The sequence below is a fragment of the Pseudomonas massiliensis genome (assembly GCF_000826105.1).
GTDB classification, from domain to species: domain Bacteria; phylum Pseudomonadota; class Gammaproteobacteria; order Pseudomonadales; family Pseudomonadaceae; genus Aquipseudomonas; species Aquipseudomonas massiliensis.
Map to the genome: position 1 here is coordinate 463262 of NZ_CCYK01000005.1, position 25684 is coordinate 488945.

A 25684-nucleotide genomic window follows, 5' to 3' on the forward strand; every position below is an offset into this window, starting at 1 on the left:
CGTTAAACCGCGGCAGCGCCGCCGACGATTTCCGAGATCTCTTGGGTGATCGCAGCCTGACGCGCCTTGTTGTAGACCAGCTGCAATTCGCTGATCAGGTCACCGGCGTTGTCGGTGGCGTTCTTCATGGCGATCATCCGCGCCGCTTGCTCAGAAGCGTTGTTCTCCACTACCGCCTGGTAGACCTGCGACTCCACGTAACGCACCATCAAGCCGTCCAGCAGCTCCTTGGCGTCGGGTTCGTACAGGTAGTCCCAGTGGTGCTTGAGCGCTTGATCCGGGGTTGCAACCAACGGTACCAACTGCTCTACCACGGGCTTTTGCACCATGGTGTTGACGAACTTGTTGGACGCTACGCACAGACGGTCGATACGGCCTTCGAGGTAGGCATCCAGCATCACCTTGACGCTGCCGATCAAGTCGTTGATCGACGGTTCTTCGCCCAGGTGGCTGATGGCGGCGACGACGTTGCCACCGAAGCTACGGAAGAACGAAGCGCCTTTGCTGCCGACCACGCAGAGGTCGATTTCCACACCATTGGCGCGGTTGGCAGCCATGTCCTTGACCAGGGCCTTGAACAGGTTGGTGTTCAAGCCGCCACACAGACCACGGTCGCTGCTCACCACTACATAACCGACGCGCTTGACGGCGCGCTCGACCATGAAGGGATGACGGTATTCGGGGTTGGCGTTGGCCAGATGCCCGATTACCTGGCGGATGTGGTCCGCGTAGGGACGGCTCGCAGCCATGCGCAGTTGTGCCTTGCGCATCTTGCTGACCGCCACTTTTTCCATGGCGCTGGTAATTTTTTGCGTGCTTTTGATGCTCGCAATCTTGCCGCGAATCTCTTTTGCGCCTGCCATGTCTCACCTATCAGGTTAGCAAGCGGGGGCCGAAGCCCCCGCTGCGGCTTACCAGGTCTGGGTGGCCTTGAACTTCTCGATACCCGCCTTGATACCGGCGTCGATCTCGTCGTTGAAGTCGCCCTTCACGTTGATCTTCGCCATCAGGTCGGCGTGATCGCGGTTGAAGTAAGCAATCAGCGCCTGCTCGAAGCTTCCGATCTTGTCGATTTCGACGTCGGTCAGGAAGCCACGCTCGGCCGCGTACAGCGACAGGGACATCTCGGCGATGGACATTGGCGCGTATTGCTTCTGCTTCATCAGCTCGGTAACGCGCTGACCATGCTCCAGCTGCTTGCGGGTCGCTTCGTCCAGGTCGGAAGCGAACTGCGCGAACGCAGCCAGTTCACGGTACTGGGCCAGCGCGGTACGGATACCACCGGACAGCTTCTTGATGATCTTCGTCTGAGCGGCGCCACCTACACGGGATACCGAAACACCGGCGTTGACCGCCGGACGGATGCCCGAGTTGAACATGCCCGATTCCAGGAAGATCTGACCATCGGTGATGGAAATCACGTTGGTTGGTACGAACGCCGAAACGTCACCGGCCTGGGTCTCGATCAACGGCAGCGCGGTCAAGGAACCGGTCTTGCCGGTGACAGCGCCGTTGGTGAACTTCTCTACATATTCCTCGGACACGCGGGAAGCGCGCTCCAGCAGGCGGGAGTGGAGATAGAACACGTCGCCTGGGTACGCTTCGCGTCCTGGCGGACGGCGCAGCAGCAGGGAGATCTGGCGGTAGGCCACGGCCTGCTTGGACAGGTCATCGTACACGATCAGCGCGTCTTCACCGCGGTCGCGGAAGTACTCGCCCATGGTGCAGCCCGAGTACGGCGCCAGGTATTGCAGGGCTGCCGATTCGGACGCCGAGGCGGCGACGATGATGGTGTTGGCCAGCGCGCCGTGCTCTTCGAGCTTGCGGACGATGTTGGCGATGGTGGACTGCTTCTGGCCGATAGCCACATACACACAGAAGACACCGCTGTTCTTCTGGTTGATGATGGCGTCGATGGCCATGGCGGTCTTGCCGATCTGGCGGTCACCGATGATCAGCTCACGCTGGCCACGGCCTACCGGGATCATGGCGTCGACGGCCTTGTAGCCAGTCTGCAGAGGCTGGTCTACCGATTTACGCCAGATTACGCCAGGCGCGACTTTCTCGACCGCGTCGGTTTCGGTGTGGCCCAGTGGACCCTTGCCGTCTACCGGGTTGCCCAGCGCGTCCACGACGCGACCGAGCAGGGCCTTGCCCACTGGCACTTCGAGGATACGGCCGGTGCACTTGGCGCTCATGCCCTCGGCGAGGGTGTTGTAGGCACCCAGCACGACGGCGCCGACGGAGTCCTGCTCCAGGTTCAGCGCCATACCGAAGACGCCACCTGGGAACTCGATCATTTCGCCGTACATGACGTCGGTCAGACCATGGATCCGCACGATACCGTCAGAAACGCTGACGACGGTACCTTCGTTGCGGGCCTGAGAGGTGACATCGAGTTGTTCGATGCGCCCCTTGATGATTTCGCTAATTTCGGAAGGATTGAGTTGCTGCATTGCTCTGCTGCCCCTTCAAACTCAAGATTTCAGTGCTTCGGCCAGTTGCGCGATCTTCCCGCGCACCGAGCCATCGATTACCAGGTCACCGGCGCGGATGACGACACCACCGATCAGGCTGGCATCCTCCGCAACGTGCAGTCGCACTTCCCGGCCGAGCCGTGCACTGAGAACCTTGGCGAGTTTGTCTTGCTGTTCTTGGTTCAATGCGAAGGCACTGGTGACTTCCGCATCCACGGATCTTTCCTGTTCGGCCTTGTACAGGTCGAACAGCGCCGAGATCTCCGGCAATAGCTGGAGACGCTCGTTTTCCGCGGCCACGTGAATGAAATTACGTACCTGTGCATCGAACTTGTCACCGCACACTTGGATAAAGGCGGCGGCCTTTTCTGCGCTCGTCAGTCGCGGGGCCTTGAGCAGTCGCTGCATGGTGTCGTCTTGCGACACCGCTGCAGCCAGGCCGAGCATGGCTGACCAATTGGCCAGTTGCTGGTGGGCCTGCGCATGCTCGAAGGCCGCCTTAGCGTAAGGTCGGGCCAACGTGGTCAGTTCTGCCATGATCGCCCTCGCTTAAATTTCAGCAGCCAGTTTGTTTACCAGCTCTGCGTGCGCGTTCTGATCAACGGAAGACCCGAGGATCTTCTCGGCGCCAGTGACAGCCAGCAGGCCCACTTGGGCACGCAGGGCGTCCTTGGCACTGTTGAGTTCCTGCTCGATCTCAGCCGAAGCCTGCGCCTTCACGCGCTCAGCCTCGAGACGAGCCTGTTCACGGGCTTCGTCAACGATCTGCGCACCGCGCTTCTTGGCCTGCTCGATGATCTCGGCTGCCTGGGCCTTGGCTTCGCGCAGTTGTTGACCCGCTTTGTCTTGGGCCAATTCCAGGTCGCGAGCAGCACGGCTGGCAGCATCCAGGCCATCAGCGATCTTCTTCTGGCGTTCCTGCAGAGCCGCGATGACCGGAGGCCATACGCACTTCATGCAGAACCACACGAAAATGAAGAACGCAACGGACTGGCCTATCAGGGTTGCATTAATGTTCACGCCAACACCTCGCTCGTTCTTTGTACATCACACCCACTCACTCGGGAGTGAGTGATCAGCCAGCGATCTGACCAACGAAGGGGTTCGCGAAGGTGAAGAACAGAGCGATACCAACACCGATCATGGTGACGGCGTCGAGCAGACCAGCGACGATGAACATCTTGACTTGCAGCATGGGAACCATTTCTGGCTGGCGAGCAGCACCTTCCAGGAACTTGCCGCCCAGCAGGCCGAAGCCGATAGCGGTACCCAGTGCGCCCAGGCCGATCAGCAGAGCAACAGCGATAGCGGTCAGACCAACTACAGTTTCCATCTTTCCTCCCGACTTTTACGTCGTATTGGTTAGGTTTTCTTAGGTTTAAAGCGGTAAAGCAAGTATTCACAGAGCCGTCACGGCACAGGCGCCGGGTTGCGGCTCTCTTCCCCAATGGCCGCTAGGCCACCGGGAAAGACTAAGACGCGCCAGACGAGCCTTAATGGTTATCTTCGTGTGCCATCGACAGGTAGACGATGGTAAGCATCATGAAGATGAAAGCCTGCAGCGTGATGATCAGGATGTGGAACACCGCCCACGCCCATTGCAACGCAACCCCTAGGCCACTGAGCCAGAGCAGGCCGCTGCCGAACATCACGGCGATCAGGATGAACACCAGCTCGCCGGCGTACATGTTGCCGAACAGCCGGAGCGCCAGGGAGATCGGTTTGGCGATCAGGGTCACGAACTCGAGCAGGAAGTTGACCGGGATGAGCAGGATCTGCACGGCCATGTTCTTGCTGCTGAAGGGGTGCAGGGTCAGTTCGCCGATGAAACCGCCAAGGCCCTTGACCTTGATGCTATAGAAAATGATCAGCGCGAAGACCGAAAACGCCATGCCGAGCGTAGCGTTCGGGTCCGTGGTGGGCACGGCGCGGAACGGGATCTCATGGTCGCCGGTCAGCTTGGCGGCGATCTGTGGAATCCAGTCCACGGGGATCAGGTCAATGGCGTTCATCAGGAACACCCAGGCGAAGATGGTCAGCGCTAGGGGAGCGATGACCGCGCTGCGACCATGGAAGCTGTCCTTCACGCTGCCGTCGACGAACTCGACGAGCACTTCGACGAAGTTCTGCAGACGGCCTGGCTGGCCGGATGTCGCCTTGCGCGCCGCCAGGCGGAACAGCAGGACAAAGATCAGGCCCAGGGCAACGGACCAGCCGAGGGTGTCGACGTGGAAAGCCCAGAAGCCCATGGCCTTGGCTTCCGCGGCGCTGTGGGCGAAGCCCCAGCTACCGTCAGCGAGCTTGCCGAAGGTCAGGTTCTGAAGGTGGTGCTGTATATAGCCCGAAGCGGTTTCTGCTGCCATGGTTGCCTCAAACGCCCTAAGGTCTCGAAAATCTTGTTCTCATGAGCAAGGGTGCGAACCAATTGACCACCTGGGTCAAGAAGAACACGCCGAACAGCGCCAGCGGCGCCAGTGGCTTTACCCCTACGAACGCCAGTGCGAACAGCACTGCCGTCAAAATCAGTTTGCCCGCCTCGCCGGCGTAGAAAGACCGGACGATGGCTTGTGCCGCTCGGGCGCCGCTGAAGCGGAACGCCTTCATGGCGAAATAAACATTTGGCAACCAGCCAATCAGACCCCCACACAAGCCTGAATACCCGCTGGTCGGACCCTGCCACTGCCAGAGCACCAGGGCAGCGACCAGAAGCGTGACCAATTGCGCAACGAGGACGGGGAAAACCACCCAACGATGGAAGGGCAAGCGGTTTGGCGTGCGGGTTTCCATCAACATGACTCCTCGGTGTCGGCCTGCCGTACATCGACGACTTGGCATAGAATGTGCCGACAAAATGCGCGCAGAGTATAGGGGCGGTTCAGCCCCTGTTCAACTGCCAGCGAGGCTTTTCCGACTGTTCACCCCAAACTCAATTGTTTCAGCGAATGTGGGCAAGAACGCCTTGCAGTTCATCCAGGGAGTTGTAGCGGATCACCAGCTGCCCCTTGCCCTTCTGACCATGGCGTATCTGTACCGCGGAGCCCAGCCGCTCTGCCAGGCGCTGTTCCAGACGAGCAATGTCCGGGTCCATGCGGGTGGGTTCCTGGGGTGCCTGCGGAGCGCTCAGCCATTGGCGTACCAGTGCCTCGGTCTGGCGCACGGTCAGCCCACGTGCGACAACATGTCGCGCCCCTTCGAGCTGTCGCGCCTCCGGTAAGCCCAGCAGCGCCCGAGCGTGGCCCATTTCCAGATCCCCATGCGCGAGCATGGTCTTGATACCTTCCGGCAGGGTGATCAGCCGCATCAGGTTGGTCACCGTGGCACGAGACTTACCCACAGCCTCCGCCACCTGCTGTTGCGTCAACTGGAATTCCTGTTGCAGTCGTTGCAAAGCGATCGCTTCTTCCAACGGATTCAGGTCTTCGCGCTGGATGTTCTCGATCAAGGCCATGGCAATGGCGGCTTCGTCCGGCACTTCACGGACCATGGCGGGAATACGCTCCAGTCCGGCCTGCTGGCTGGCGCGCCAGCGACGCTCGCCCGCGATGATCTCGTAGCGCTCGTTACCGATCGGGCGAACCACGATGGGCTGCATGAGGCCCTGGCTGCGGATAGACTGAGCCAGCTCTTCCAGGGCCTGGGGATCCATGTCACGCCGCGGCTGATACTTGCCCCGCTGGATGACGTCCAGAGGCAGGTGCTGCAATTCCTTTGGGTCGACTTTTTCAGCCTGCGCTTCCAGCGCGGACGCCGTCGGCCCGCTCAGCAGTGCATCGAGGCCTCGGCCAAGCCCTCGTTTCTTCACAGCCATTGCTATTCCTTAAACCGCGGCAGCGGTACGAGCCTTTCGGCGTTGACGGCGAACCATTTCATTGGCCAGTTCCAGATACGCCAGCGCACCCCTGGACTGCTTGTCATACGCCAAGGCTGGCATGCCGAAGCTTGGGGCTTCAGCGAGGCGGATGTTGCGTGGGATTACGGTATCGTACAGCTGTTCACCGAAGTGGGCCTTGAGCTGCGCCGACACGTCGTTGATCAGGCTCAGCCTGGGGTCGTACATGGTGCGTAGAAGGCCTTCGATCTTCAGTTGTGGATTGATCGCAGCGCCGATTCGCTTGATGTTGTCCACAAGGTCGCTGAGCCCCTCGAGCGCGAAGTATTCGCACTGCATGGGGATGATCACGCCGTCGGCTGCCACCAGGGCATTGAGGGTCAGCATCGAAAGCGACGGCGGACAGTCGATCAGAATGAAGTCGTAGTTTTCCCGGATAGGCGCCAGGGCATTGCGCAGGCGACTTTCCTTCATCTGCATTTCCAGCAGGTTAACCTCGGCCGCAGTCAGGTCCCGGTTCGCCGGAAGCAACTGATAACCGCCGTGTTCTGAAAATTGCATGGCTTCGCCGAGGTCGCACTCACCGATGAGCAGGTCGTAGACTGAACGCTCCAGCGCATGTTTATCCACACCGCTGCCCATGGTGGCGTTGCCCTGCGGATCGAGGTCGATCAGGAGCACTCGCCGTTTGGTGGCAACCAGTGAAGCCGCGAGGTTGATACAGGTCGTGGTTTTGCCGACCCCACCCTTCTGGTTCGCGATCGCGAATACCTTAGCCATTGTCGCTCGTGTTCCCCGTCATGCCTTGCGGCGCAGTATCAGTAAATGCCTTTGGCCCTGGCAACCAGGCACGGCCAGAGCATGCGCGCTATCCACTTCAAAGTCAGCAGGCAATGCTACCAGTTCTTCCGTCGGGTGCAGCCCTTTCATGGCCAGCCACTGGCTGGCGGGCTCGCCCAGATGGCGGGTCCAGTTGGCGAAGTCCTCCAGGCTACTGAAGGCCCGGGAAACGATCCCTTCATACGGTTGGGTCGGCTGATGGGCTTCGACCCGGCTGTGGACCACTTCCAGGTTCTGCAGTTTGAGTTCAAGCTTTACCTGGGTCTGGAAGCGCGTCTTCTTGCCGTTGCTGTCGAGCGTGGTGATACGTTTTTCCGGAAACATGATAGCCAGGGGGATGCCTGGCATGCCTCCTCCGCTACCGACATCCAGCCAACGTTCAGCCTGACCGATATAGGGAACAACGCTCAGGCTGTCGAGCAGATGACGAGAGACCATTTCGTCCGGATCGCGAACAGCGGTGAGGTTGTAGGCTTTGTTCCACTTGATCAACAAGGCCAGATAGGCCAGCAGCTGTTCCTCTTGCTCTTGCGTAAGTGCCAGGCCAAGGGCCTGAGCACCTGTGGACAACTCGTGACGCTGGTGGTCCGTAATGGAAACGCTCAAGCGCTGTGCTCCATTTCCCGCGCGGCGCCGCGCTTCTTCAGATGAACCATCAACAGGGAGATGGCTGCAGGGGTCACGCCAGGTATGCGGGAAGCCTGACCGAGGGTTTCCGGCCTGGCTTGGCTGAGCTTGGCCTGGATCTCCTTCGATAGGCCGGAGATGCCAGGATAATCGATATCCACAGGCAACTTGATATTCTCGCTGGCCCTGAGACGCGTGATCTCTTCTTGCTGACGCTCGATGTAACCGGCGTACTTCACTTTGATTTCGACCTGCTCAGCGACCTGTGGATCAATTTCCGGGGCGCCGGTCAATGCGGTAAGCCCGGCATAATCGATTTCAGGTCTGCTCAAGAGGCTAAGCAGGTTGTACTCATGAGCCAGGGGGGTGCCGTAATGCTCGGCCACCGCCTGACCCGCGACCGTACCCGGCCGTACCCAAGTGGATTTGAGGCGCTGCTCCTCCCGCTCGATGGCTTCGCGCTTGGTACAGAACACTGCCCAACGGGCATCGTCAACCAGACCCAGTCGGCGACCGGTCTCGGTAAGCCGCAGGTCGGCATTGTCCTCCCGCAGAATCAACCGATATTCGGCCCGGGACGTGAACATCCGATAGGGTTCCTGGGTGCCCAGTGTGATCAGGTCATCCACAAGCACGCCGATGTAGGCTTCATCACGGCGCGGACACCACGTGTCCTGCCCTTTGGCTCTCAATGCGGCGTTGGTCCCTGCGAGCAAGCCTTGCGCGCCTGCCTCTTCGTAACCGGTGGTGCCATTGATCTGGCCCGCGAAGAACAGGCCGGCGATCGCTTTGGTTTCCAGGCTGTACTTCAAGTCCCGCGGGTCGAAGTAGTCGTATTCGATGGCATAGCCCGGACGCATGATATGGGCGTTTTCCATCCCGCGGATGGACCGTACGATCTGCAGCTGCACATCGAAGGGCAGCGAGGTGGAAATTCCGTTGGGGTAAAGCTCGTGGGTGGTCAGGCCTTCCGGCTCGATGAACACCTGGTGGCTGTCCTTGTCGGCGAAGCGGTGGATCTTGTCCTCGATCGAAGGGCAGTAACGCGGCCCCACACCTTCGATCACACCTGAGTACATGGGCGAACGATCAAGGTTCGCGGCAATGATCTCATGGGTGCGCGCGTTGGTATGGGTTATCCAGCAACTGACCTGGCGCGGATGCATCTGTGCATTGCCCATGAAGGACATGACGGGAATAGGCGTATCCCCAGGCTGCTCGGTCATGACCAAGAAATCCACAGACTTGCCATCGATGCGCGGAGGCGTGCCGGTCTTCAGACGGCCGATGCGAAGCGGTAGTTCACGCAGGCGCTTGGCCAAGGCAATGGAGGGTGGATCTCCTGCCCGCCCGCCTGAATAACTGTCCAGCCCGATGTGGATAAGACCACCCAGGAAGGTACCGGCAGTCAATACCACTGAGTCGGCAAGGAAACGAAGACCCATTTGAGTCACCACGCCCCGTACTTCATCCGCTTCGACGATCAGGTCATCACAGGCCTGCTGGAATATCCACAGGTTGGGCTGGTTCTCAAGGATATCGCGCACCGCGGCCTTGTATAACACCCGATCCGCTTGCGCACGGGTAGCACGCACGGCGGGGCCCTTGCGGTTATTCAAGACTCGGAACTGTATACCGCCTTTGTCCGTAGCCAGGGCCATGGCACCGCCGAGCGCATCGATTTCCTTGACCAGATGGCTTTTGCCGATGCCACCAATGGCCGGATTGCAGCTCATCTGGCCAAGGGTTTCCACGTTGTGCGTGAGCAACAGGGTTTTCGCGCCCATACGCGCCGAAGCCAGTGCCGCTTCGGTACCTGCATGGCCTCCGCCGATGACGATCACTTCAAAACGGGAAGGGAAATCCACCACGCACCTCGTGCCTGTTCATATGGGTAATTGGGATAGCTGCGCAGTATAGGGAATTTGACCTGTGGAAAGAAACCGCCTGTGCAAAAAATAGCCAGGTGTAGACAAACGGTGCCAACAGAAACATAAAAGAAGAGAAATTTATAAAAGCTTTGTTTTTATGTTTATTCTTAGGGCGTCGACCTTCTGTGGATAAAGCCTTGAAGGCCATATTCCACGGGCCCTAGCGAAATGTGGAAAACTGTCGATAGCTAGGCTTGGGGGCTTTTGATAAGCCTGAATACCCTGTGGGTAGATATCGTTTTATCCACAAAGGGTCGTTACGGACAGTTTATGACGCCTGTTATCAAGAGGGCTCTGTAAGGGTTATACACAGTGCTCGTTTGTAATGGGCGAAAAAAAACCGGCTGCAGAAGCCGGTTCTTGGAGGGAGCGGAATCACTTTCCGATGCAGAAGCTTGTGAATATCCGTCCAAGCAGGTCATCCGAGGTAAAGGCACCGGTGATTTCTCCCAAGGCATGCTGAGCCATTCGCAGGTCTTCAGCCAAAAGCTCGCCAGCGGCTGCGCTCACCAGCTGATCGCGCCCATGGTCGAGGTACTGCTGGGCTTGGCGCAGCGCATCGAGATGACGTCTGCGGGCGCTGAAGTGGCCTTCGGCGGTGTGTTCGTAACCCATGACAGTCTTGAGGTGACCGCGAAGCAGCTGTAACCCTTCCTGACTGTCCAGCGCGCTCAGGGTCAAGGTAGCCTCGCCACTGGGAGCTACCTCCAGGCCGATCGACTCGCCCGAGAGGTCCGCCTTGTTGCGTACCAGGGTGATTTTGTTACGCGGTGGCGCTACATCCATGAACTCCGGCCAGAGGCTATGGGGATCCGAGGCCTCGGAGCTGCTCGAATCAACTACCAGCAGGATGCGATCGGCCGACTCGATGGCCCGCACTGCCCTTTCCACGCCGATGCGTTCCACGATATCTCCCGTATCCCGCAGCCCAGCGGTATCGATGACGTGCAGTGGCATACCGTCAATGTGGATATGTTCCTTGAGCACGTCCCGGGTGGTTCCTGCGACGCTCGTGACAATCGCCGCCTCACGCCCCGCTAACAGATTCAAAAGGCTGGACTTGCCGGCATTGGGACGCCCGGCGATTACCAGAGTCATGCCCTCGCGGATGAGGGCACCTTGGTCCGCTTCGCGCTGTACTTCGCTCAAGGCATTGCGCAAGGCATCGAGGCGTGACAGTACGAGCCCGTCCGCTAGAAAGTCGATTTCTTCTTCAGGAAAGTCGATGGCCGCCTCGACATAGATTCGCAGTTGAACCAACCCTTCGGTCAATGCCTCGACCCGCTTGGAAAACGCGCCCTGGAGCGAGCGAACCGCATTGCGCGCTGCTTGCTCGGAGCTGGCCTCGATCAGGTCAGCGATGGCTTCGGCCTGGGCCAGGTCGAGCTTGTCGTTGAGAAAGGCGCGCTCACTGAACTCACCTGGGCGAGCAAGGCGGCACCCGAGCGCCACGCAGCGGCGTAGGAGCATGTCGAGCACCACTGGCCCACCATGGCCATGCAGTTCCAAAACATCTTCGCCAGTGAACGAATTAGGACCTGGGAAGAACAATGCCAGGCCCTCGTCCAGGTGCGTGCCATCCTCATCGTGGAAGGGCCCGTGATGCGCATATCGAGGCTGTAGCTCGCGGTGGGTGATGGCAGTGGCCAACTGCCGTGCCGTTGGCCCGGACACGCGTACGATTCCTACGCCTCCCCGCCCTTGGGCGGTGGCGATAGCGGCAATGGTGTCTTTGGAAAGGTTCATGAGTTATCCACTGTCCAGTAATGCAAACGCCCCTATGAAGGGGCGTTGGCAAAGCAAGTGTAGCGGGTCAGTTCGCCGCGCTGGCGTTGGCGCGCTCAATGTTCCGGGTAATGAACCACTGCTGCAGGATCGACAACGTGTTGTTGGTGATCCAGTACAGCACGAGGCCCGCCGGGAACCAAAGGAAGAAGAAGGTGAAGACGATCGGCATCAGCTTCATGACCTTGGCCTGCATCGGATCAGGCGGAGCCGGGTTCAGGCGCTGCTGAATGAACATGGTGGCACCCATGATGATCGGCAGGATGAAGAACGGGTCCTTGATCGACAGGTCCGTGATCCAGAACATCCAGGGTGCCTGGCGCATTTCAACGCTTTCGAGCAGTACCCAGTACAAGGCCAGGAAGACTGGCATCTGCACGACGATGGGCAAGCAACCGCCCAGCGGGTTGATCTTCTCTTTCTTGTACAGCTCCATCATCGCCTGGGACATCTTCTGGCGATCGTCGCCAAACTGCTCTTTCAAAGCAGCGAGGCGGGGTGCCACTGCGCGCATGCGAGCCATGGACTTGTAGCTGGCTGCCGACAGAGGGAAGAAGAGCAGCTTGATCAGTACGGTGAGGCAGATGATCGACCAGCCCCAGTTACCCAGCAGACTGTGGATATGTTTCAGCAGCCAGAAGATTGGCTGAGCGATGAACCAGAGGAATCCATAGTCTACGGTCAGTTCCAGGCCTGGGGACAAAGCCTTCAGCTTGTCCTGAACCTTGGGGCCCGCATACAAGGTGGCGCCGGTTTCCGCTTTGCCACCAGGCGCGACCGTCATGGTTGGCCCGGTGAAACCAACGATGTAGTTACCCTGGCTGTCCTTGCGAGTCATGACATTGTTGCTGTCATCCTTGCCAGGAACCCAGGCTGTCACGAAGTAATGCTGGAGCCAGGCGACCCAACCACCCTGCACGGTCTCCTTGAACTGACCCTTGTCGACGTCCTTCATGGCCACCTTCTTGTAGGGCTCTGAAGGTGTCCACAGGGCGGCGCCCAGGTAGGTCGCGGTACCGGTTGCCGTGCTGGACGAAGGATCGGAACTGGCGTCGCGCTTGAGCTGAGCGAACAGGTTACCCACCCAGGCCTGGTTGCTCTGGTTGTCGATCAGGTAGCTGACCTTCAGGTCATACTCGCCCCGTTGGAAACTGAAGCGCTTGATGTAATTGACCCCGCCCTGGCTATAGGAAAGGTCGACCACCAGCTCGTTCTGCCCATCCGCCAGTTGATAAGTCGGCTTTGACGTACTGTACACAGGACGGCCGGCAGGCTGCACGTCTGGACCATTGGCGCCGGTCAGGCCACTTTGGGCCAGGTAAACGCGCTCACCGCCGTTATCGAACAACTGGAATGGAATTTCCGGATGGTCTTGACGCCGAGGATATTTTGGCAGCGTCAGTTGAACGATGTCTCCGCCCTTCGGATCGATGGCCAGGTCGAGCACATCCGTACGGACGCGGACAAGTTCCTGGGTAGCGGGAGCGCTCGGGGTCATGGTCGTCACCGCGGGTGCAGCGGTGTCAGGCACATCCGAAGTAGTGGCATTGTTGCCAGGCGCTTGCGGCAGATCCGAAGGGATAGTTCCCTGGGTCGCGACGCTCTGGGTTGGCAATGCAGCCTGCCCGTAATCCTGGTTCCACTTCAGGACCAGAACGTAGGCCACGACCGCCAGGGCACCCATCAGGATCGTACGTTTTATATCCATGATTACTCGGCTATCGAATTATTACGAAGGGTGGACACGGGCGGGACGGGATCGAAACCGCCTGCATTCCAGGGATGGCAACGCCCAATCCGGCGGAGGCTCAGCCAGCTTCCACGCCAGACGCCGTGTTGGCTGATGGCTTCGTGGGCATAGCAGGAACAACTGGGATAGAAACGGCAGTGGCTGGCCATCAGGGGGCTAATGGCATAGCGGTAAAACTGGATCGGAAGGAGGACCAGTTTACGCATCTTGGCTTTGCTATTCCTTGGTGTCGGGCTGGACTGCTGGTCTCGTCTTTGCCAGACGTTTCCAGAGCTTGGCGAAATGCTGATGCAACTCGGGGTTGTCGACATCACCCAGCCCCTTTCGGGCCACGATGACTATGTCCCAACCAGCCAATGCAGCCTGGTTGTGGCGAAAGGATTCGCGAATCACGCGTTTGATGCGGTTGCGCTGCACCGACAACTTGACACTTTTCTTGCCGATCACCAGCCCGAGGCGTGGATGATCGAGCTGGTTATCCCTGGCAAGGATCAGAAGACTCTTCCCCGGAACCTTGCCGGTCGGGGAGTCAAAGACTGCCTTGAATTGCTTCGGAACGAGCAGTCGCTTGTCCCGGCTGAAGTCCTGACTCACCTACCTGTGCCGGCAAATCAGACAGCCAGACGCTTACGGCCCTTGGCGCGACGACGCGACAGGACGGCGCGGCCGTTCTTGGTAGCCATGCGAGCACGGAAACCGTGAGTGCGAGCGCGCTTGATGGTGCTGGGTTGGAAAGTACGTTTCATGGAAGGTTACCTGGTTGGTCGGCTGGGCCCCAATGGCCCGGTTTTCAAGAGACCGGCGATTCTAGTGAAAGCCTGGGCTTAGGTCAATTTCCGACCAACCTTTCCTTACCTATAGCCGACATCTGGAGGGACAAGAGGCCATGGCCACATCACAAATAAAAAAAGAGACGTATAAAAAGCTTTCTTGAAAAACTTATAAAGCTTGAGCGAGCCACCTCCTGTGGATAACCTAACATGGACCAGTAATTCCGGGCTACTGAAGCTCCTGAAAAGTTGTCCACAAACCTGGGGCTTCCTGTTTTTTATGTGGATAAAAACTGTGCACAAGATCCCGTCTTTTCCACAGGCAGGTTATCCACATGCTTTAGCGACTGACTGTGCACTGGGCTCCTTGGAAGTTTTCCACAAGGCTCAAGGCAGGGTTTGAATACGACAAACGGATGACTTATCCCCTTTTGAACGGGACGCCCTAGCACCGCCTGCCGGTCTGATGTGGATAACTCCCGCTCCGATGGGTACAATGCTCAACGAACATTTGCCCTCTGGGCTCATCAATTTCTGGGGATTCCTGTGTCAGTGGAAATCTGGCAGCAGTGCGTGGAAATGCTCCGCGAGGAACTGCCTGCTCAACTGTTCAATACCTGGATACGTCCGCTTCAGGTCGAAGCGGAAGGCGACGAGTTGCGCATCTACGCTCCGAACCGTTTCGTCCTTGACTGGGTGAACGAAAAATACCTAGGCCGTCTCCTCGAACTCATGGGGGAACGGTTGGACGGGGCAGTGCCAGCGATTTCACTGCTCATCGGTAGCCGTCGTAGTTCTGCGCCGCGGGCTGCGCCCAGCGCACCCTTGCCTGCCGCTGCTTCCCAGGTTGTGTCGCCTTCTCAGGCGCCTGCTCCGGCCACGATGTCGCCCGCTGCGCCTGTCCCTGTTGTCGAGGCGTCTGAACCCGAGCCTTCTCGTGACAGCTTTGATGCCATGTCTGCCCCTGTGCCGGCACGTGGAGAAGCTCGCACCGTTCAAGTCGAGGGAGCGCTCAAGCACACCAGTTATTTGAACCGGACCTTTACCTTCGAAAATTTCGTCGAAGGCAAGTCCAACCAACTGGCTCGTGCCGCTGCCTGGCAGGTCGCCGATAACCCCAAGCATGGGTATAACCCGCTCTTCCTTTATGGGGGGGTAGGCCTGGGTAAAACGCACCTCATGCATGCGGTGGGCAATCATCTGCTCAAGAAGAATCCGAACGCGAAAGTGGTATACCTGCATTCGGAGCGTTTCGTGGCGGATATGGTCAAGGCTCTTCAGCTCAATGCGATCAACGAGTTCAAGCGTTTCTACCGCTCTGTGGACGCACTGCTGATCGACGACATCCAGTTCTTTGCCCGGAAAGAGCGGTCGCAGGAGGAGTTTTTCCACACCTTCAATGCCTTGCTCGAGGGTGGGCAGCAGGTGATTCTGACCAGCGACAGGTACCCAAAGGAAATCGAGGGGCTGGAAGAACGTTTGAAGTCTCGTTTCGGATGGGGCCTGACCGTGGCCGTGGAGCCTCCGGAACTCGAAACCCGTGTTGCGATCCTGATGAAAAAGGCCGATCAGGCCAAGGTTGAGCTGCCCCACGATGCAGCATTTTTCATTGCTCAACGCATTCGATCCAATGTGCGTGAGCTGGAAGGAGCGCTCAAGCGGGTAATCGCCCATGCTCACTTCATGGGCCGTGACATCACTATCGAACTCATCCGAGAGTCGCTCAAGGACCTTCTGGCGCTGCAGGACAAGCTGGTGAGTGTGGATAACATCCAGCGCACTGTGGCCGAGTACTACAAGATCAAGATCTCCGATCTGCTATCCAAGCGTCGTTCGCGGTCTGTAGCGCGGCCGCGTCAGGTTGCTATGGCGTTGTCCAAGGAGCTGACGAATCACAGCTTGCCGGAAATTGGTGACGTATTTGGCGGACGGGACCATACGACGGTTCTTCATGCTTGTCGAAAGATCAATGAACTCAAAGAAACCGACGCGGATATCCGCGAGGATTACAAGAATCTGCTACGCACACTGACCACCTGATGCGTGTAGCCGCCATGTCAAAGGCCAGGAACTGACGCCATGCATTTTTCCATTCAACGTGAGGCTTTGCTCAAGCCCTTGCAACTGGTGGCCGGGGTTGTGGAACGCCGCCAAACGCTGCCTGTATTGTCCAATGTCCTGCTCGTGGTGCAGGGGCAGCAGTTGTCTCTGACCGGTACCGACTTGGAGGTAGAACTGGTCGGCCGCGTGCAGCTCGAAGAAGGCGCGGAACCCGGTGAAATCACTGTCCCGGCCCGCAAGCTCATGGATATCTGCAAAAGCTTGCCCAATGATGCGCTGATCGATATCCGCCTCGACGAGCAGAAGCTGCTGGTCAAGGCGGGTCGTAGCCGCTTCACGCTCTCTACCCTCCCAGCCAATGATTTTCCTACTGTTGAAGAAGGCCCAGGTTCGCTGACTTGTACCCTGGAACAGGGCAAGCTTCGTCGTCTTATCGAGCGTACCGGCTTTGCCATGGCCCAGCAGGATGTTCGCTATTACCTCAACGGCATGCTGCTGGAGGTATCTACCGGGCTGATCCGCGCCGTGGCTACCGATGGTCATCGTCTGGCCATGTGCTCGATCAGTGCCGACCTAGGTCAGGCGGACAAGCACCAGGTGATCGTCCCTCGTAAAGGTATCCTCGAGATGGCTCGCCTGCTCACGGACCAGGATGGAACTGTAAGCATCGTGCTGGGCGCTCACCACATTCGCGCTACCACCGGTGAGTTCACTTTCACCTCAAAGCTGGTCGATGGCAAGTTCCCGGACTACGAGCGTGTCTTGCCAAAAGGCGGTGACAAGCTGGTACTCGGTGATCGACAGGCTCTGAAAGAAGCCTTCAGCCGTACTGCTATTCTGTCCAATGAAAAATATCGAGGCATCAGGCTGCAGTTGGCCAATGGGCAGTTGAAGATCCAGGCTAACAACCCTGAACAGGAGGAGGCTGAGGAAGAGATCGGTGTTGACTACAACGGCGCCAACCTGGAGATCGGATTCAACGTCAGCTACCTATTGGACGTCCTTGGTGTGATGACCACTGAGCAAGTCCGTCTGGTCCTATCTGACTCCAATAGCAGTGCCCTCCTGCAAGAAGCTGATAATGACGATTCCTCGTATGTCGTCATGCCAATGCGGCTCTGAGCCGACTGAATGTCACTTACCCGCCTGACGATCACTGGGGTGCGCAATCTGCACCCGGTGACCTTCTACCCCTCCTCCCGCATCAACCTCTTGTACGGTGCCAACGGCAGCGGCAAGACCAGTGTTCTGGAAGCCATTCATCTTCTGGCGCTGGCACGGTCTTTCAGAAGCCTGCGGCTACAGCCGGTCATTCAGTACGAGCAACCGAGCTGCACAGTGTTTGGACAGGTTTCATTCGAGCATGAACGGGTTTGCAACCTGGGCGTAGAGCGCCAACGCGACGGTGATTTCACCATTCGTATTGATGGCGAAAACGCTCGGAGCACTGCTCAACTGGCTGAAGTCATGCCTGTCCAGCTTATCAATCCAGACAGTTTCAAGCTTCTGGAGGGCTCTCCCAAGGTCCGTAGACAGTTTCTCGATTGGGGTGTGTTCCACGTGGAACAAAGATTCCTTGGAACTTGGCAGCGCCTGCAGAAGGCGCTGAAGCAGCGTAACTCGTGGCTGCGGCATGGTACACTGGACGCCGTTTCCCAAGCCGCATGGGACCGCGAGTTATGCCTGGCGAGTGCTCAAATCGATGATTTCAGGCGTAGTTACATTCAGGCGCTCAAGCCGGTATTCGAGCGTACCCTAGCGGTACTAGTAGATCTTCCAGGGCTTGTCCTCAGTTATTACCGGGGCTGGGATAAAGATCGGGAGCTGGGTGAGGTACTGGCAGGTTCTCTGGCACGAGATAGGCAGCTTGGTCATACCCACTCAGGCCCTCAACGTGCCGATCTCAGGCTCCGACTCGGTGGCCATAATGCAGCAGACATTCTTTCCCGCGGCCAGCAGAAGCTTGTCGTTTGCGCGCTTAGAATTGCCCAGGGCCATTTATTAGGACAAGCGAGGCGAAGCCAATGCGTCTACCTTGTGGATGACCTGCCATCCGAACTCGACGAGAGGCATCGTAAAGCCCTATGTGGGCTACTCGAAGAATTGAATTGTCAGGTGTTTATCACCTGCGTAGATCAAGAAGTGCTGAGCGATGATTGGAGTGAAGACACCCCACTCGCGTTGTTCCACGTGGAACATGGTCGTATCGCTCAGCTCGCGAAACATCAGGAGTGACCATGAGCGATAACCAAACGTATGACTCCTCAAGCATCAAAGTACTGAAGGGACTTGATGCTGTTCGCAAGCGTCCTGGCATGTACATCGGTGACACCGATGACGGTAGCGGCCTGCACCACATGGTTTTCGAAGTACTCGATAACTCTATCGACGAAGCATTGGCCGGCCATTGTGACGACATCACCGTTACCATCCATCCGGATGAGTCCATCACGGTTCGAGATAATGGCCGTGGCATTCCGGTCGATGTACACAAGGAAGAAGGCGTTTCAGCAGCGGAGGTCATCATGACCGTGCTGCACGCCGGGGGTAAATTCGACGACAACTCGTATAAAGTTTCAGGCGGCCTCCACGGGGTTGGCGTATCGGTTGTAAACGCACTCTCCGAGTCGCTGCTGTTGACCGTCCGCCGTAGCGGAAAGATCTGGGAACAGCATTACGTTCATGGTGTGCCTCAAGCGCCCATGAAGGTAGTGGGTGACAGCGAAACAACCGGGACTGAAATTCACTTCAAACCGTCGGCCGAAACCTTCAAGAACATCCATTTCAGCTGGGACATTCTTGCCAAGCGTATTCGAGAGCTTTCGTTCCTCAACTCCGGGGTGGGTATCTTTCTCAAGGATGAGCGCAGCGGGAAAGAGGAATTCTTCAAATACGAAGGTGGTCTGCGCGCGTTCGTTGAGTATCTGAACACAAACAAGACCACGATCAACCAGCAGGTCTTCCACTTCACCGTGCAGCGTGAGGATGGCGTGGGTGTCGAAATCGCGTTGCAATGGAATGACGGTTTCAATGAAAACCTGCTTTGCTTCACCAACAACATTCCGCAGCGCGACGGCGGTACGCACTTGGTTGGCTTCCGTTCCGCGTTGACTCGAAACCTGAATGCCTATATTGAGCAGGAAGGTTTGGCGAAGAAGAACAAGGTGGCTACCACCGGAGATGACGCTCGCGAAGGGCTCACTGCCATCATCTCGGTCAAGGTCCCTGACCCTAAGTTCAGCTCGCAGACCAAAGACAAGCTGGTGTCTTCGGAGGTCAAGACAGCCGTCGAACAGGAAATGGGGAAATATTTCTCCGACTTCCTGCTGGAAAATCCCAACGAAGCCAAGGCTGTCGTAGGCAAGATGATCGATGCGGCCCGCGCTCGAGAAGCCGCGCGCAAGGCTCGTGAAATGACGCGCCGCAAAGGCGCCTTGGATATCGCCGGACTGCCCGGGAAGCTGGCTGACTGCCAGGAGAAAGATCCTGCTTTGTCCGAACTTTACCTGGTGGAGGGTGACTCCGCCGGAGGTTCGGCCAAGCAAGGCCGGAACCGTAGGACGCAGGCTATCCTGCCTCTGAAGGGCAAGATCCTGAACGTCGAAAAGGCACGCTTCGACAAGATGATTTCCTCGCAAGAGGTCGGCACGCTCATTACCGCGCTGGGCTGCGGCATTGGTCGGGATGAATACAACATCGAGAAGTTGCGTTATCACAACATCATTATCATGACCGATGCGGATGTCGACGGCTCTCACATCCGTACCCTCCTGCTCACGTTCTTCTTCCGTCAACTGCCGGAGTTGATCGAGCGGGGTTATGTGTATATTGCCCAGCCGCCGCTCTACAAAGTAAAGAAAGGTAAGCAGGAGCAGTACATCAAGGACGACGAGGCCATGGAGGAATACCTCACCCAAACGGCCTTGGAGGATGCCAGCCTGCACCTCGGTGAGGAGGCTCCACCTGTGAAAGGCGAAGCGCTTGAGAAGCTGGTCAATGATTACCGGATGGTGATGAAAACCCTCAAGCGCCTGTCGCGGCTGTATCCACAGGAAATCACCGAGCATTTCGTTTACCTGCCAGCGGTTTCAGTCGAGCAACTCGCTGATCAAGTGGCAATGAACGAATGGCTGGTTCGGTTTGCCGAGCGCTTGAAGACTTCGGAGAAGTCTGGCCTAGCCTACAAGGCGACGCTTCGCGAGGACCGGGAACGTAGCCTGTGGCTGCCAGAAGTGGAAATGATCTCCCATGGATTGGCCAGTTATGTAACCTTCAATCGTGATTTCTTCGGCAGTAACGATTACCGTACGGTAACGGCCCTGGGAGCGCAGCTGAGCAGCTTGCTGGATGAGGGCGCCTATGTGCAGCGTGGTGAGCGCAAGAAGCCCGTAGGAGAGTTCAAGGAGGCTCTGGACTGGCTGATGAATGAGACGGCCAAGCGCTATACCATTCAGCGCTATAAGGGGCTCGGAGAAATGAACCCTGATCAGCTGTGGGAAACGACCATGGACCCCACTGTACGTCGTATGCTCAAAGTAACCATTGAAGACGCGATTGCTGCTGATCAGATTTTCAATACTCTGATGGGGGATGCGGTAGAGCCGCGTCGCGACTTCATTGAAAGCAATGCGCTGGCAGTGTCGAACCTGGACTTCTAAGCCACATTGTAGGTTCACAGAAAAGCTGCACGCTTTCACAAATAGATGACCGGCCGGGCCAAAATCTGGGTCTCCGCCGGTCACCATCAAGCCCGCACTTGCGGGCTTTTTTTTGCTTCAAATTCCTGTGGGCACCCTGCCCCCATGGCTGTTCGGAGCCTGGCCGCGTGCGTATGGATGCTGGAAAGGAAAATCAGCCCGAAGGGCTTGGCATGAATCAGGATTGGAGTATCGAATCCAGCAAGTCTTTAATAATGCGCTGAATTATAAGCAGGAGATTAATTAAATCTGCTTGTATTAATTTAATACAGATAACAGGAAGCTGTAAGAAACACCAAAATTGGCTAGTTGGATTAAATGTAGATTTCAATGGAGTGTTGGAATAAGATCTATGACCGCATTTTCTAGCTTCCAGATTGGATGTCTACGCCAATCAGACAGTTGAAGCAAAAACCTAAGATCAAATCGAAACTGCTGGTGCGGAGACAAGCGTCTTGCTTAGAAAGAAAGAGATCAAGGCGATCTCTGGAAATTCTGATTAGTCATTAAACCCAGACCATTCCAGCAGAAAATGGAGGCCCAAATGTAGAAAAACGCGACCAAAACCGAGAGGTTCTGACCGCGCTTAGCGAAGCGGACTTGCGACTTGAGAACCCGCAATGTCTGCTTTTTCGAAGCTCCTGTCAATCCTCTCCCATCTTTTCGACCTTAGCGAGGCCACTCGACGGCACAGTGTTGCCTGTCGAAAGGCCTCCCTTAGCCTGCCCTGCGCCTCTGCTTTTTGGCGCAGCGGCGGCGCTCGTTTCGAGACTTTTGGAGGTGTTTCATGACGGTGAGAAAGGTAGTCACACGTCGGTCTAACCACTACCGCGGGTATTTTCCATCGCTAAAAAATCAAAAGCCTGTGCCCTGGGAATCCCAGCTGGAGGGTGCTTTTTTTGGCTTCTTGAACTGTCGCCTGCGGTCATCAGCTACGTCGTTCAGCCCAGTGAGGAGCGTGTTCCCTCAGCTCAGGGGTATTTCAAATACTACCCCGACGTACGAGTTTTCCTCTCAGATGGCCGGGACTGGTGGTTTGAGGTGAAGCCGGAAGAACGCCTAAACATAGCCAGAGTCAGAGATCGGCTGGAAACAGCTGAACGCCATTTCATATCTACCGGCCGTAACTTTTCGGTAGTCACTGACAAGCTGATTGAAGAAGAGCCCCTTGCTAGCAACCTTCGTCACTTGATGTCTCACCGGCGTGGTCCAGTGCTTTCGGGTGAGAAGCTTGAGGAGGTGCTCACTGTCCTCAATGACCAGGTCTCCAAGACTGTTTCCGATCTTTTGTTAGCTGTGGGTGAGAGGCCGGGTTGGCGTCTGCTTGGGTTGGGCATTGTGGGTATCGAACTCAATAAGCCCCTCGACACTGACACCCCGATCTTCCTTCAGGGAGGGCACCGTCATGCAGACCTTTTCCCTTAAGGTGAAATTGGTCGTCATTGTGCGTGGCGTCCTGGTGGTCCTTGAGAAGAGGCTCATTGACCGGTGTAGTGGTCATGTAGTGGTCTACTAACCCCGGACACCTTTTTAGGCGAAAATGATCGCCACACAGAGGTGTTCGATGAGCAGACAACGACGTACCTTTACCTCCGAGTTCAAGCGCGAAGCTGCCAGCCTGGTGCTTGACCAAGGCTACAGCCACGCTGATGCAGCTCAGTCGCTCGGGTTGGTGGAGTCAGCCCTGCGCCGGTGGGTCAACCAGCTCCAGCAGGAACGAGGTGGTGTCACGCCGACTAGCAAAGCGCTGACACCCGAGCAGCAGAAAATCCAGGAATTGGAAGCCCGAATCAACCGCCTGGAACGCGAGAAATCCATTTTAAAAAAGGCTACCGCGCTCTTGATGGCCGAGGAGCACGAGCGTTTGCGTTAGTCGATCAGCTTCGCTCAGAGGAGCCGGTTGATTTGTTGTGCTCGGTCTTTGAAGTCACTCGATCCTGCTACTACGCGTACTGCCGCAGACGTCGTTCTCCGAACGCTGAGCGGGTAATTTTGCGCAGCCGTGTGAACGAGCTGTTTACGCAAAGCCGAAACGCTGCAGGTAGCCGCAGCATCATGCTGATGATGAAGGAGGATGGCCTGCAGATTGGACGGTTCAAGGTACGTAAGTTGATGCGCGAGATGAACCTGATCAGCAAACAACCGGGCTCTCATGCCTACAAAAAGGCCACCGTGGAGCGACCTGATATCCCAAACGTGCTTGATCGAAAGTTCAGCGTGGAATCCCCAGACAAGGTCTGGTGCGGTGACATCACGTACGTTTGGGCCGAAGGTCGATGGCACTATCTGGCAGCGGTGATCGATCTTTATGCGCGCAGGGTCGTAGGCTGGGCGTTCTCAGCCAAGCCTGACGCCGACCTGGTGATCAAGGCATTGGATATGGCCTATGAGCTGCGTGGCCGGCCTCGGAATGTGCTGTTTCACAGTGATCAGGGCAGCCAATATGGGAGCCGGAGTTTCCGCCAGAGACTATGGCGATACCGCTTCACACAGAGCATGAGTCGGCGCGGCAACTGCCACGATAATGCCCCGATGGAGCGGCTATTTCGCAGCCTGAAAACTGAATGGATACCGACGATGGGCTATATGAGCGCCGCGTTGGCTAAACAAGATATCGGTCGTTTCCTGATGGAACGGTACAACTGGCTACGACCGCATCAATTCAACGAAGGCTTGGCGCCTGCCGTTGCCGAGGAAAAACTTAACGCAGTGTCCGGGATCAGTTGACCACTACAAGTAGGGCCGTCGTATGCTGAAGATCAAGACGACCCAGCCACATGCGAGAGTGGAGCTCTGACACCCAGTCAGTATTGCAAGTACTTTGTGTTTTACAGGAAGATGGCGAAGGTGACCTAGACCTGAGGGTCGGCGACGCCCTGAAAGTCACTAAACCGGAGGAGACACGCGCGATTGGGCTGGTGATCTCTATCGCAAAATATCCAAATATCAATGCCGACATTCCTGCCGCAGACGTGGACGGCAAACGAATTGTAAATTTTTTAACCGGTTCCCAAAAATTTGATGAGGTCATACACCTTCGTAATGAAGACGCTACAAAAGACAACATAAACTGGTTCCTTGATACATACCTGGTTTCCCGTGCGGCAGCTTTCAACGGCAAAGCTCGCTTACTTATAATTTACTCTGGGCACGGGCTGTATGGGGACAAGGACGGCGTATCTGGAAAACAGTCTGCTTTTGTACTGAGCTCCGCGAAAAGTGATTACGATCCGTCTGCAATGTATAAAATGAGCGAGCTCTCAAACAGCCTGAGGGCACTATCACATAAATATTTTCATGTCTTGACTCTAATTAATGCGTGCTTCGGCGGAGGTATCTTCAGCACGGGTGAAATTGGTGGGAATCCTGATGCCTTCACCAAACCTGGGTCATACGGGATAGCAGCTGGCGATGACAAGACTGTGGTTTATTCGTTAAACCCAGCGCAAGGCAGTGTTTTCGTAGATGCGCTAATCGATGGCATAGCTTCAGGCAAAGCCGACACTAAATATGGTACCTCCTACGTAGTAAGTGCAGGTGATAATCGCCAAATCACTGCAGGCATCACAAGAACAAACCGCCTATTCAATTACATAACAGACATATACGCAGACGTAAACCAAAGGCTCGCACAAGGTAGTGAAAATATTCGTCTGAGTGAACCTTGGATTGGCTCCACACAAAACGACATAGCCAGAGGAGGGTTTTTTTTCCTAACTGACAATCCTTTAAGCAATTCTGGAAAAGAAATTGCTCAAACCTTTGACAAGGCTAGAGACAAAATCAATATCGGTTATTACTCAGTAGAGAGAATGAATGTCTCGTACGAACCTGACAAGCCGCCTTCTGAGCCGAAGTATAATGATGAGTTCAAAGTGCCATTTGGACCAGTTAGTGGAGTGCCCGGGCGCCCAGAAATAAAAATATTCAAAGCGCCAGATATTTACCCAATTATTGGCTATGACATCTCGGCCCTAGATGGCGACATTGATTGGATAAAACTAAAAAGAGAAACATTGCCTAGATTTGTATATGTCCGCGCCATATCAACAAAAGGGCGCGACAATAGTTTCACGAAAAACATGGAGAACCTAGCCAAACATAATATTGATCGCGGCGCTTACTTTAAATTCAACTACTGCACATCGCCAAGCGATCAATACAAGCTAATAACAACAGTCGTCCCAAATGATTCGCAGTTGCTACCCCCGGTAATAAGAATCGTTAATCCAGAGGATGAAAAAGGGGATCAAGAAATTTGCTACAGAAAAGACCCTACGGTGGTAGCAAAAAATGTTGCTGAACTCGCGAAGCTGCTTCACGGGCATTATAATAAAACACCCGTGATCTCTGGCACTCATTACAGTCTATCTAAATATCCAGGGGATGAGTTCAAGCCCTACATGATTTGGGTTTCTTATTGGGGCTCAGCTAAGCTTAAAATGGGCGGAAGCAGTCCTTGGACTCTATGGCAATACTCTGGGCATGAGGTTGTACCCGGAATTGGCGGCAACGTCGAGGCGAATGTGTTCTTTGGCAACGAAGCCCAATATTCAGAATTCAGGGCGGGGAAAGGGAATGTAGCCCTTAGAGCGGTGCAGCTCTGAGCCAGATTTTGCCAAGAGGCCTTAGCATACCCTGAGCAGCGCGCAGTAGCTCAGGCCGAACTGGAAAGGCTCCCGGCTGATTATGATCCATGAATTAAAATGATAATGAGAAGGCGTGCCTTGAAAGCTCGCGATAGTGGTAGTTAGTTTTTAAGTTAAGTCCCCCTAGGGGCTCACGACGTGAGCCCACTCGACAGCAGCAAGTTGATCCAAGGCCCTGGAGCTATTTTTTCCATCAGCTGCAGTACCAAAGTAGTGCTAACTTGAATCAGCACCTCAAGCAATATATCAGACAAAATTTTCAACATTT

The 25684-nt window shown here is 56.3% G+C and carries 23 protein-coding genes and 1 pseudogene; 7 read left to right on the top strand and 17 right to left on the bottom strand.

The window, feature by feature from the left end; all coding sequences use genetic code 11:
• Window positions 1-2: 2 nt before the first annotated feature.
• The 16 genes from atpG to rpmH form a co-directional block, all read right to left on the bottom strand.
• A complete protein-coding gene (gene atpG, locus BN1188_RS05580; protein WP_040260396.1) occupies window positions 3-863 on the bottom strand; it encodes a F0F1 ATP synthase subunit gamma in 861 nt (286 codons plus the stop codon).
• 48 nt (window positions 864-911) lie between these two features.
• On the bottom strand, window positions 912-2456 hold the full coding sequence (gene atpA / locus BN1188_RS05585) for a F0F1 ATP synthase subunit alpha (RefSeq protein ID WP_040260397.1): 1545 nt from the start codon (window positions 2454-2456) through the stop codon (window positions 912-914).
• Between the two features lie 21 nt (window positions 2457-2477).
• A complete protein-coding gene (locus BN1188_RS05590) occupies window positions 2478-3014 on the bottom strand; it encodes a F0F1 ATP synthase subunit delta (protein WP_040260398.1) in 537 nt (178 codons plus the stop codon).
• 12 nt (window positions 3015-3026) lie between these two features.
• Window positions 3027-3497 (bottom strand): F0F1 ATP synthase subunit B, encoded by a 471-nt coding sequence (locus BN1188_RS05595; protein WP_040260399.1) that lies wholly within the window; start codon window positions 3495-3497, stop codon window positions 3027-3029.
• Between the two features lie 55 nt (window positions 3498-3552).
• Window positions 3553-3810: a F0F1 ATP synthase subunit C gene (gene atpE / locus BN1188_RS05600; RefSeq protein ID WP_003097235.1), complete on the bottom strand. Its 258-nt coding sequence runs from the start codon at window positions 3808-3810 to the stop codon at window positions 3553-3555.
• Between the two features lie 160 nt (window positions 3811-3970).
• Window positions 3971-4840 carry a F0F1 ATP synthase subunit A gene (gene atpB, locus BN1188_RS05605; RefSeq protein WP_040260400.1) on the bottom strand — a complete coding sequence of 290 codons (870 nt, stop codon included), beginning with the start codon at window positions 4838-4840 and terminating at the stop codon, window positions 3971-3973.
• Between the two features lie 16 nt (window positions 4841-4856).
• Entirely contained in the window at window positions 4857-5264 is a 408-nt protein-coding gene (locus tag BN1188_RS05610) for a F0F1 ATP synthase subunit I (RefSeq protein ID WP_040260401.1), read from the bottom strand.
• A 148-nt stretch (window positions 5265-5412) separates the two neighbouring features.
• On the bottom strand, window positions 5413-6285 hold the full coding sequence (locus BN1188_RS05615) for a ParB/RepB/Spo0J family partition protein (RefSeq protein ID WP_040260402.1): 873 nt from the start codon (window positions 6283-6285) through the stop codon (window positions 5413-5415).
• A gap of 9 nt (window positions 6286-6294) precedes the next feature.
• Window positions 6295-7086 (bottom strand): ParA family protein, encoded by a 792-nt coding sequence (locus BN1188_RS05620; protein WP_040260403.1) that lies wholly within the window; start codon window positions 7084-7086, stop codon window positions 6295-6297.
• A gap of 18 nt (window positions 7087-7104) precedes the next feature.
• Window positions 7105-7740 carry a 16S rRNA (guanine(527)-N(7))-methyltransferase RsmG gene (rsmG, locus tag BN1188_RS05625; RefSeq protein WP_408633580.1) on the bottom strand — a complete coding sequence of 212 codons (636 nt, stop codon included), beginning with the start codon at window positions 7738-7740 and terminating at the stop codon, window positions 7105-7107.
• An 8-nt stretch (window positions 7741-7748) separates the two neighbouring features.
• On the bottom strand, window positions 7749-9641 hold the full coding sequence (gene mnmG, locus BN1188_RS05630; RefSeq protein ID WP_040260568.1) for a tRNA uridine-5-carboxymethylaminomethyl(34) synthesis enzyme MnmG: 1893 nt from the start codon (window positions 9639-9641) through the stop codon (window positions 7749-7751).
• Window positions 9642-10079: 438 nt separating this feature from the next.
• Window positions 10080-11450 carry a tRNA uridine-5-carboxymethylaminomethyl(34) synthesis GTPase MnmE gene (gene mnmE / locus BN1188_RS05635; protein WP_040260406.1) on the bottom strand — a complete coding sequence of 457 codons (1371 nt, stop codon included), beginning with the start codon at window positions 11448-11450 and terminating at the stop codon, window positions 10080-10082.
• A gap of 67 nt (window positions 11451-11517) precedes the next feature.
• Complete coding sequence (gene yidC, locus BN1188_RS05640) at window positions 11518-13197, bottom strand: membrane protein insertase YidC (protein ID WP_040260407.1); 1680 nt, start codon at window positions 13195-13197, stop codon at window positions 11518-11520.
• Window positions 13198-13199: 2 nt separating this feature from the next.
• Window positions 13200-13445 carry a membrane protein insertion efficiency factor YidD gene (yidD, locus tag BN1188_RS05645; protein ID WP_040260408.1) on the bottom strand — a complete coding sequence of 82 codons (246 nt, stop codon included), beginning with the start codon at window positions 13443-13445 and terminating at the stop codon, window positions 13200-13202.
• A gap of 10 nt (window positions 13446-13455) precedes the next feature.
• Complete coding sequence (gene rnpA / locus BN1188_RS05650; RefSeq protein ID WP_040260409.1) at window positions 13456-13833, bottom strand: ribonuclease P protein component; 378 nt, start codon at window positions 13831-13833, stop codon at window positions 13456-13458.
• A 17-nt stretch (window positions 13834-13850) separates the two neighbouring features.
• Window positions 13851-13985: a 50S ribosomal protein L34 gene (gene rpmH, locus BN1188_RS05655; RefSeq protein ID WP_002551315.1), complete on the bottom strand. Its 135-nt coding sequence runs from the start codon at window positions 13983-13985 to the stop codon at window positions 13851-13853.
• Window positions 13986-14555: 570 nt separating this feature from the next.
• Between rpmH and dnaA the strand changes: the two genes are divergently transcribed.
• The 5 genes and pseudogenes from dnaA to BN1188_RS22160 form a co-directional block, all read left to right on the top strand.
• A complete protein-coding gene (dnaA, locus tag BN1188_RS05660; RefSeq protein ID WP_040260411.1) occupies window positions 14556-16049 on the top strand; it encodes a chromosomal replication initiator protein DnaA in 1494 nt (497 codons plus the stop codon).
• Window positions 16050-16088: 39 nt separating this feature from the next.
• Complete coding sequence (gene dnaN / locus BN1188_RS05665) at window positions 16089-17192, top strand: DNA polymerase III subunit beta (protein ID WP_040260412.1); 1104 nt, start codon at window positions 16089-16091, stop codon at window positions 17190-17192.
• A gap of 9 nt (window positions 17193-17201) precedes the next feature.
• Window positions 17202-18305: a DNA replication/repair protein RecF gene (gene recF, locus BN1188_RS05670; protein ID WP_040260413.1), complete on the top strand. Its 1104-nt coding sequence runs from the start codon at window positions 17202-17204 to the stop codon at window positions 18303-18305.
• A gap of 2 nt (window positions 18306-18307) precedes the next feature.
• On the top strand, window positions 18308-20728 hold the full coding sequence (gene gyrB, locus BN1188_RS05675; protein WP_040260414.1) for a DNA topoisomerase (ATP-hydrolyzing) subunit B: 2421 nt from the start codon (window positions 18308-18310) through the stop codon (window positions 20726-20728).
• A 966-nt stretch (window positions 20729-21694) separates the two neighbouring features.
• A pseudogene (locus BN1188_RS22160) lies at window positions 21695-21853 on the top strand (TnsA endonuclease N-terminal domain-containing protein); the annotation flags it as partial.
• 204 nt (window positions 21854-22057) lie between these two features.
• On the opposite strand, the gene BN1188_RS21570 reads toward BN1188_RS22160, so the two are convergent.
• Window positions 22058-22210: a hypothetical protein gene (locus BN1188_RS21570; RefSeq protein ID WP_157395805.1), complete on the bottom strand. Its 153-nt coding sequence runs from the start codon at window positions 22208-22210 to the stop codon at window positions 22058-22060.
• 121 nt (window positions 22211-22331) lie between these two features.
• On the opposite strand from BN1188_RS21570, the gene BN1188_RS05690 reads away from it, so the two are divergent.
• Together BN1188_RS05690 and BN1188_RS05695 are read left to right on the top strand one after the other, a co-directional pair.
• A protein-coding gene (locus BN1188_RS05690; protein ID WP_088776176.1) for an IS3 family transposase occupies window positions 22332-23494 on the top strand; the annotation gives its coding sequence in 2 pieces (ribosomal slippage) (window positions 22332-22587 and window positions 22587-23494; 1164 coding nt in all).
• A 50-nt stretch (window positions 23495-23544) separates the two neighbouring features.
• Entirely contained in the window at window positions 23545-25374 is a 1830-nt protein-coding gene (locus tag BN1188_RS05695; protein ID WP_084596158.1) for a GH25 family lysozyme, read from the top strand.
• The last annotated feature ends 310 nt before the right edge of the window (window positions 25375-25684 follow it).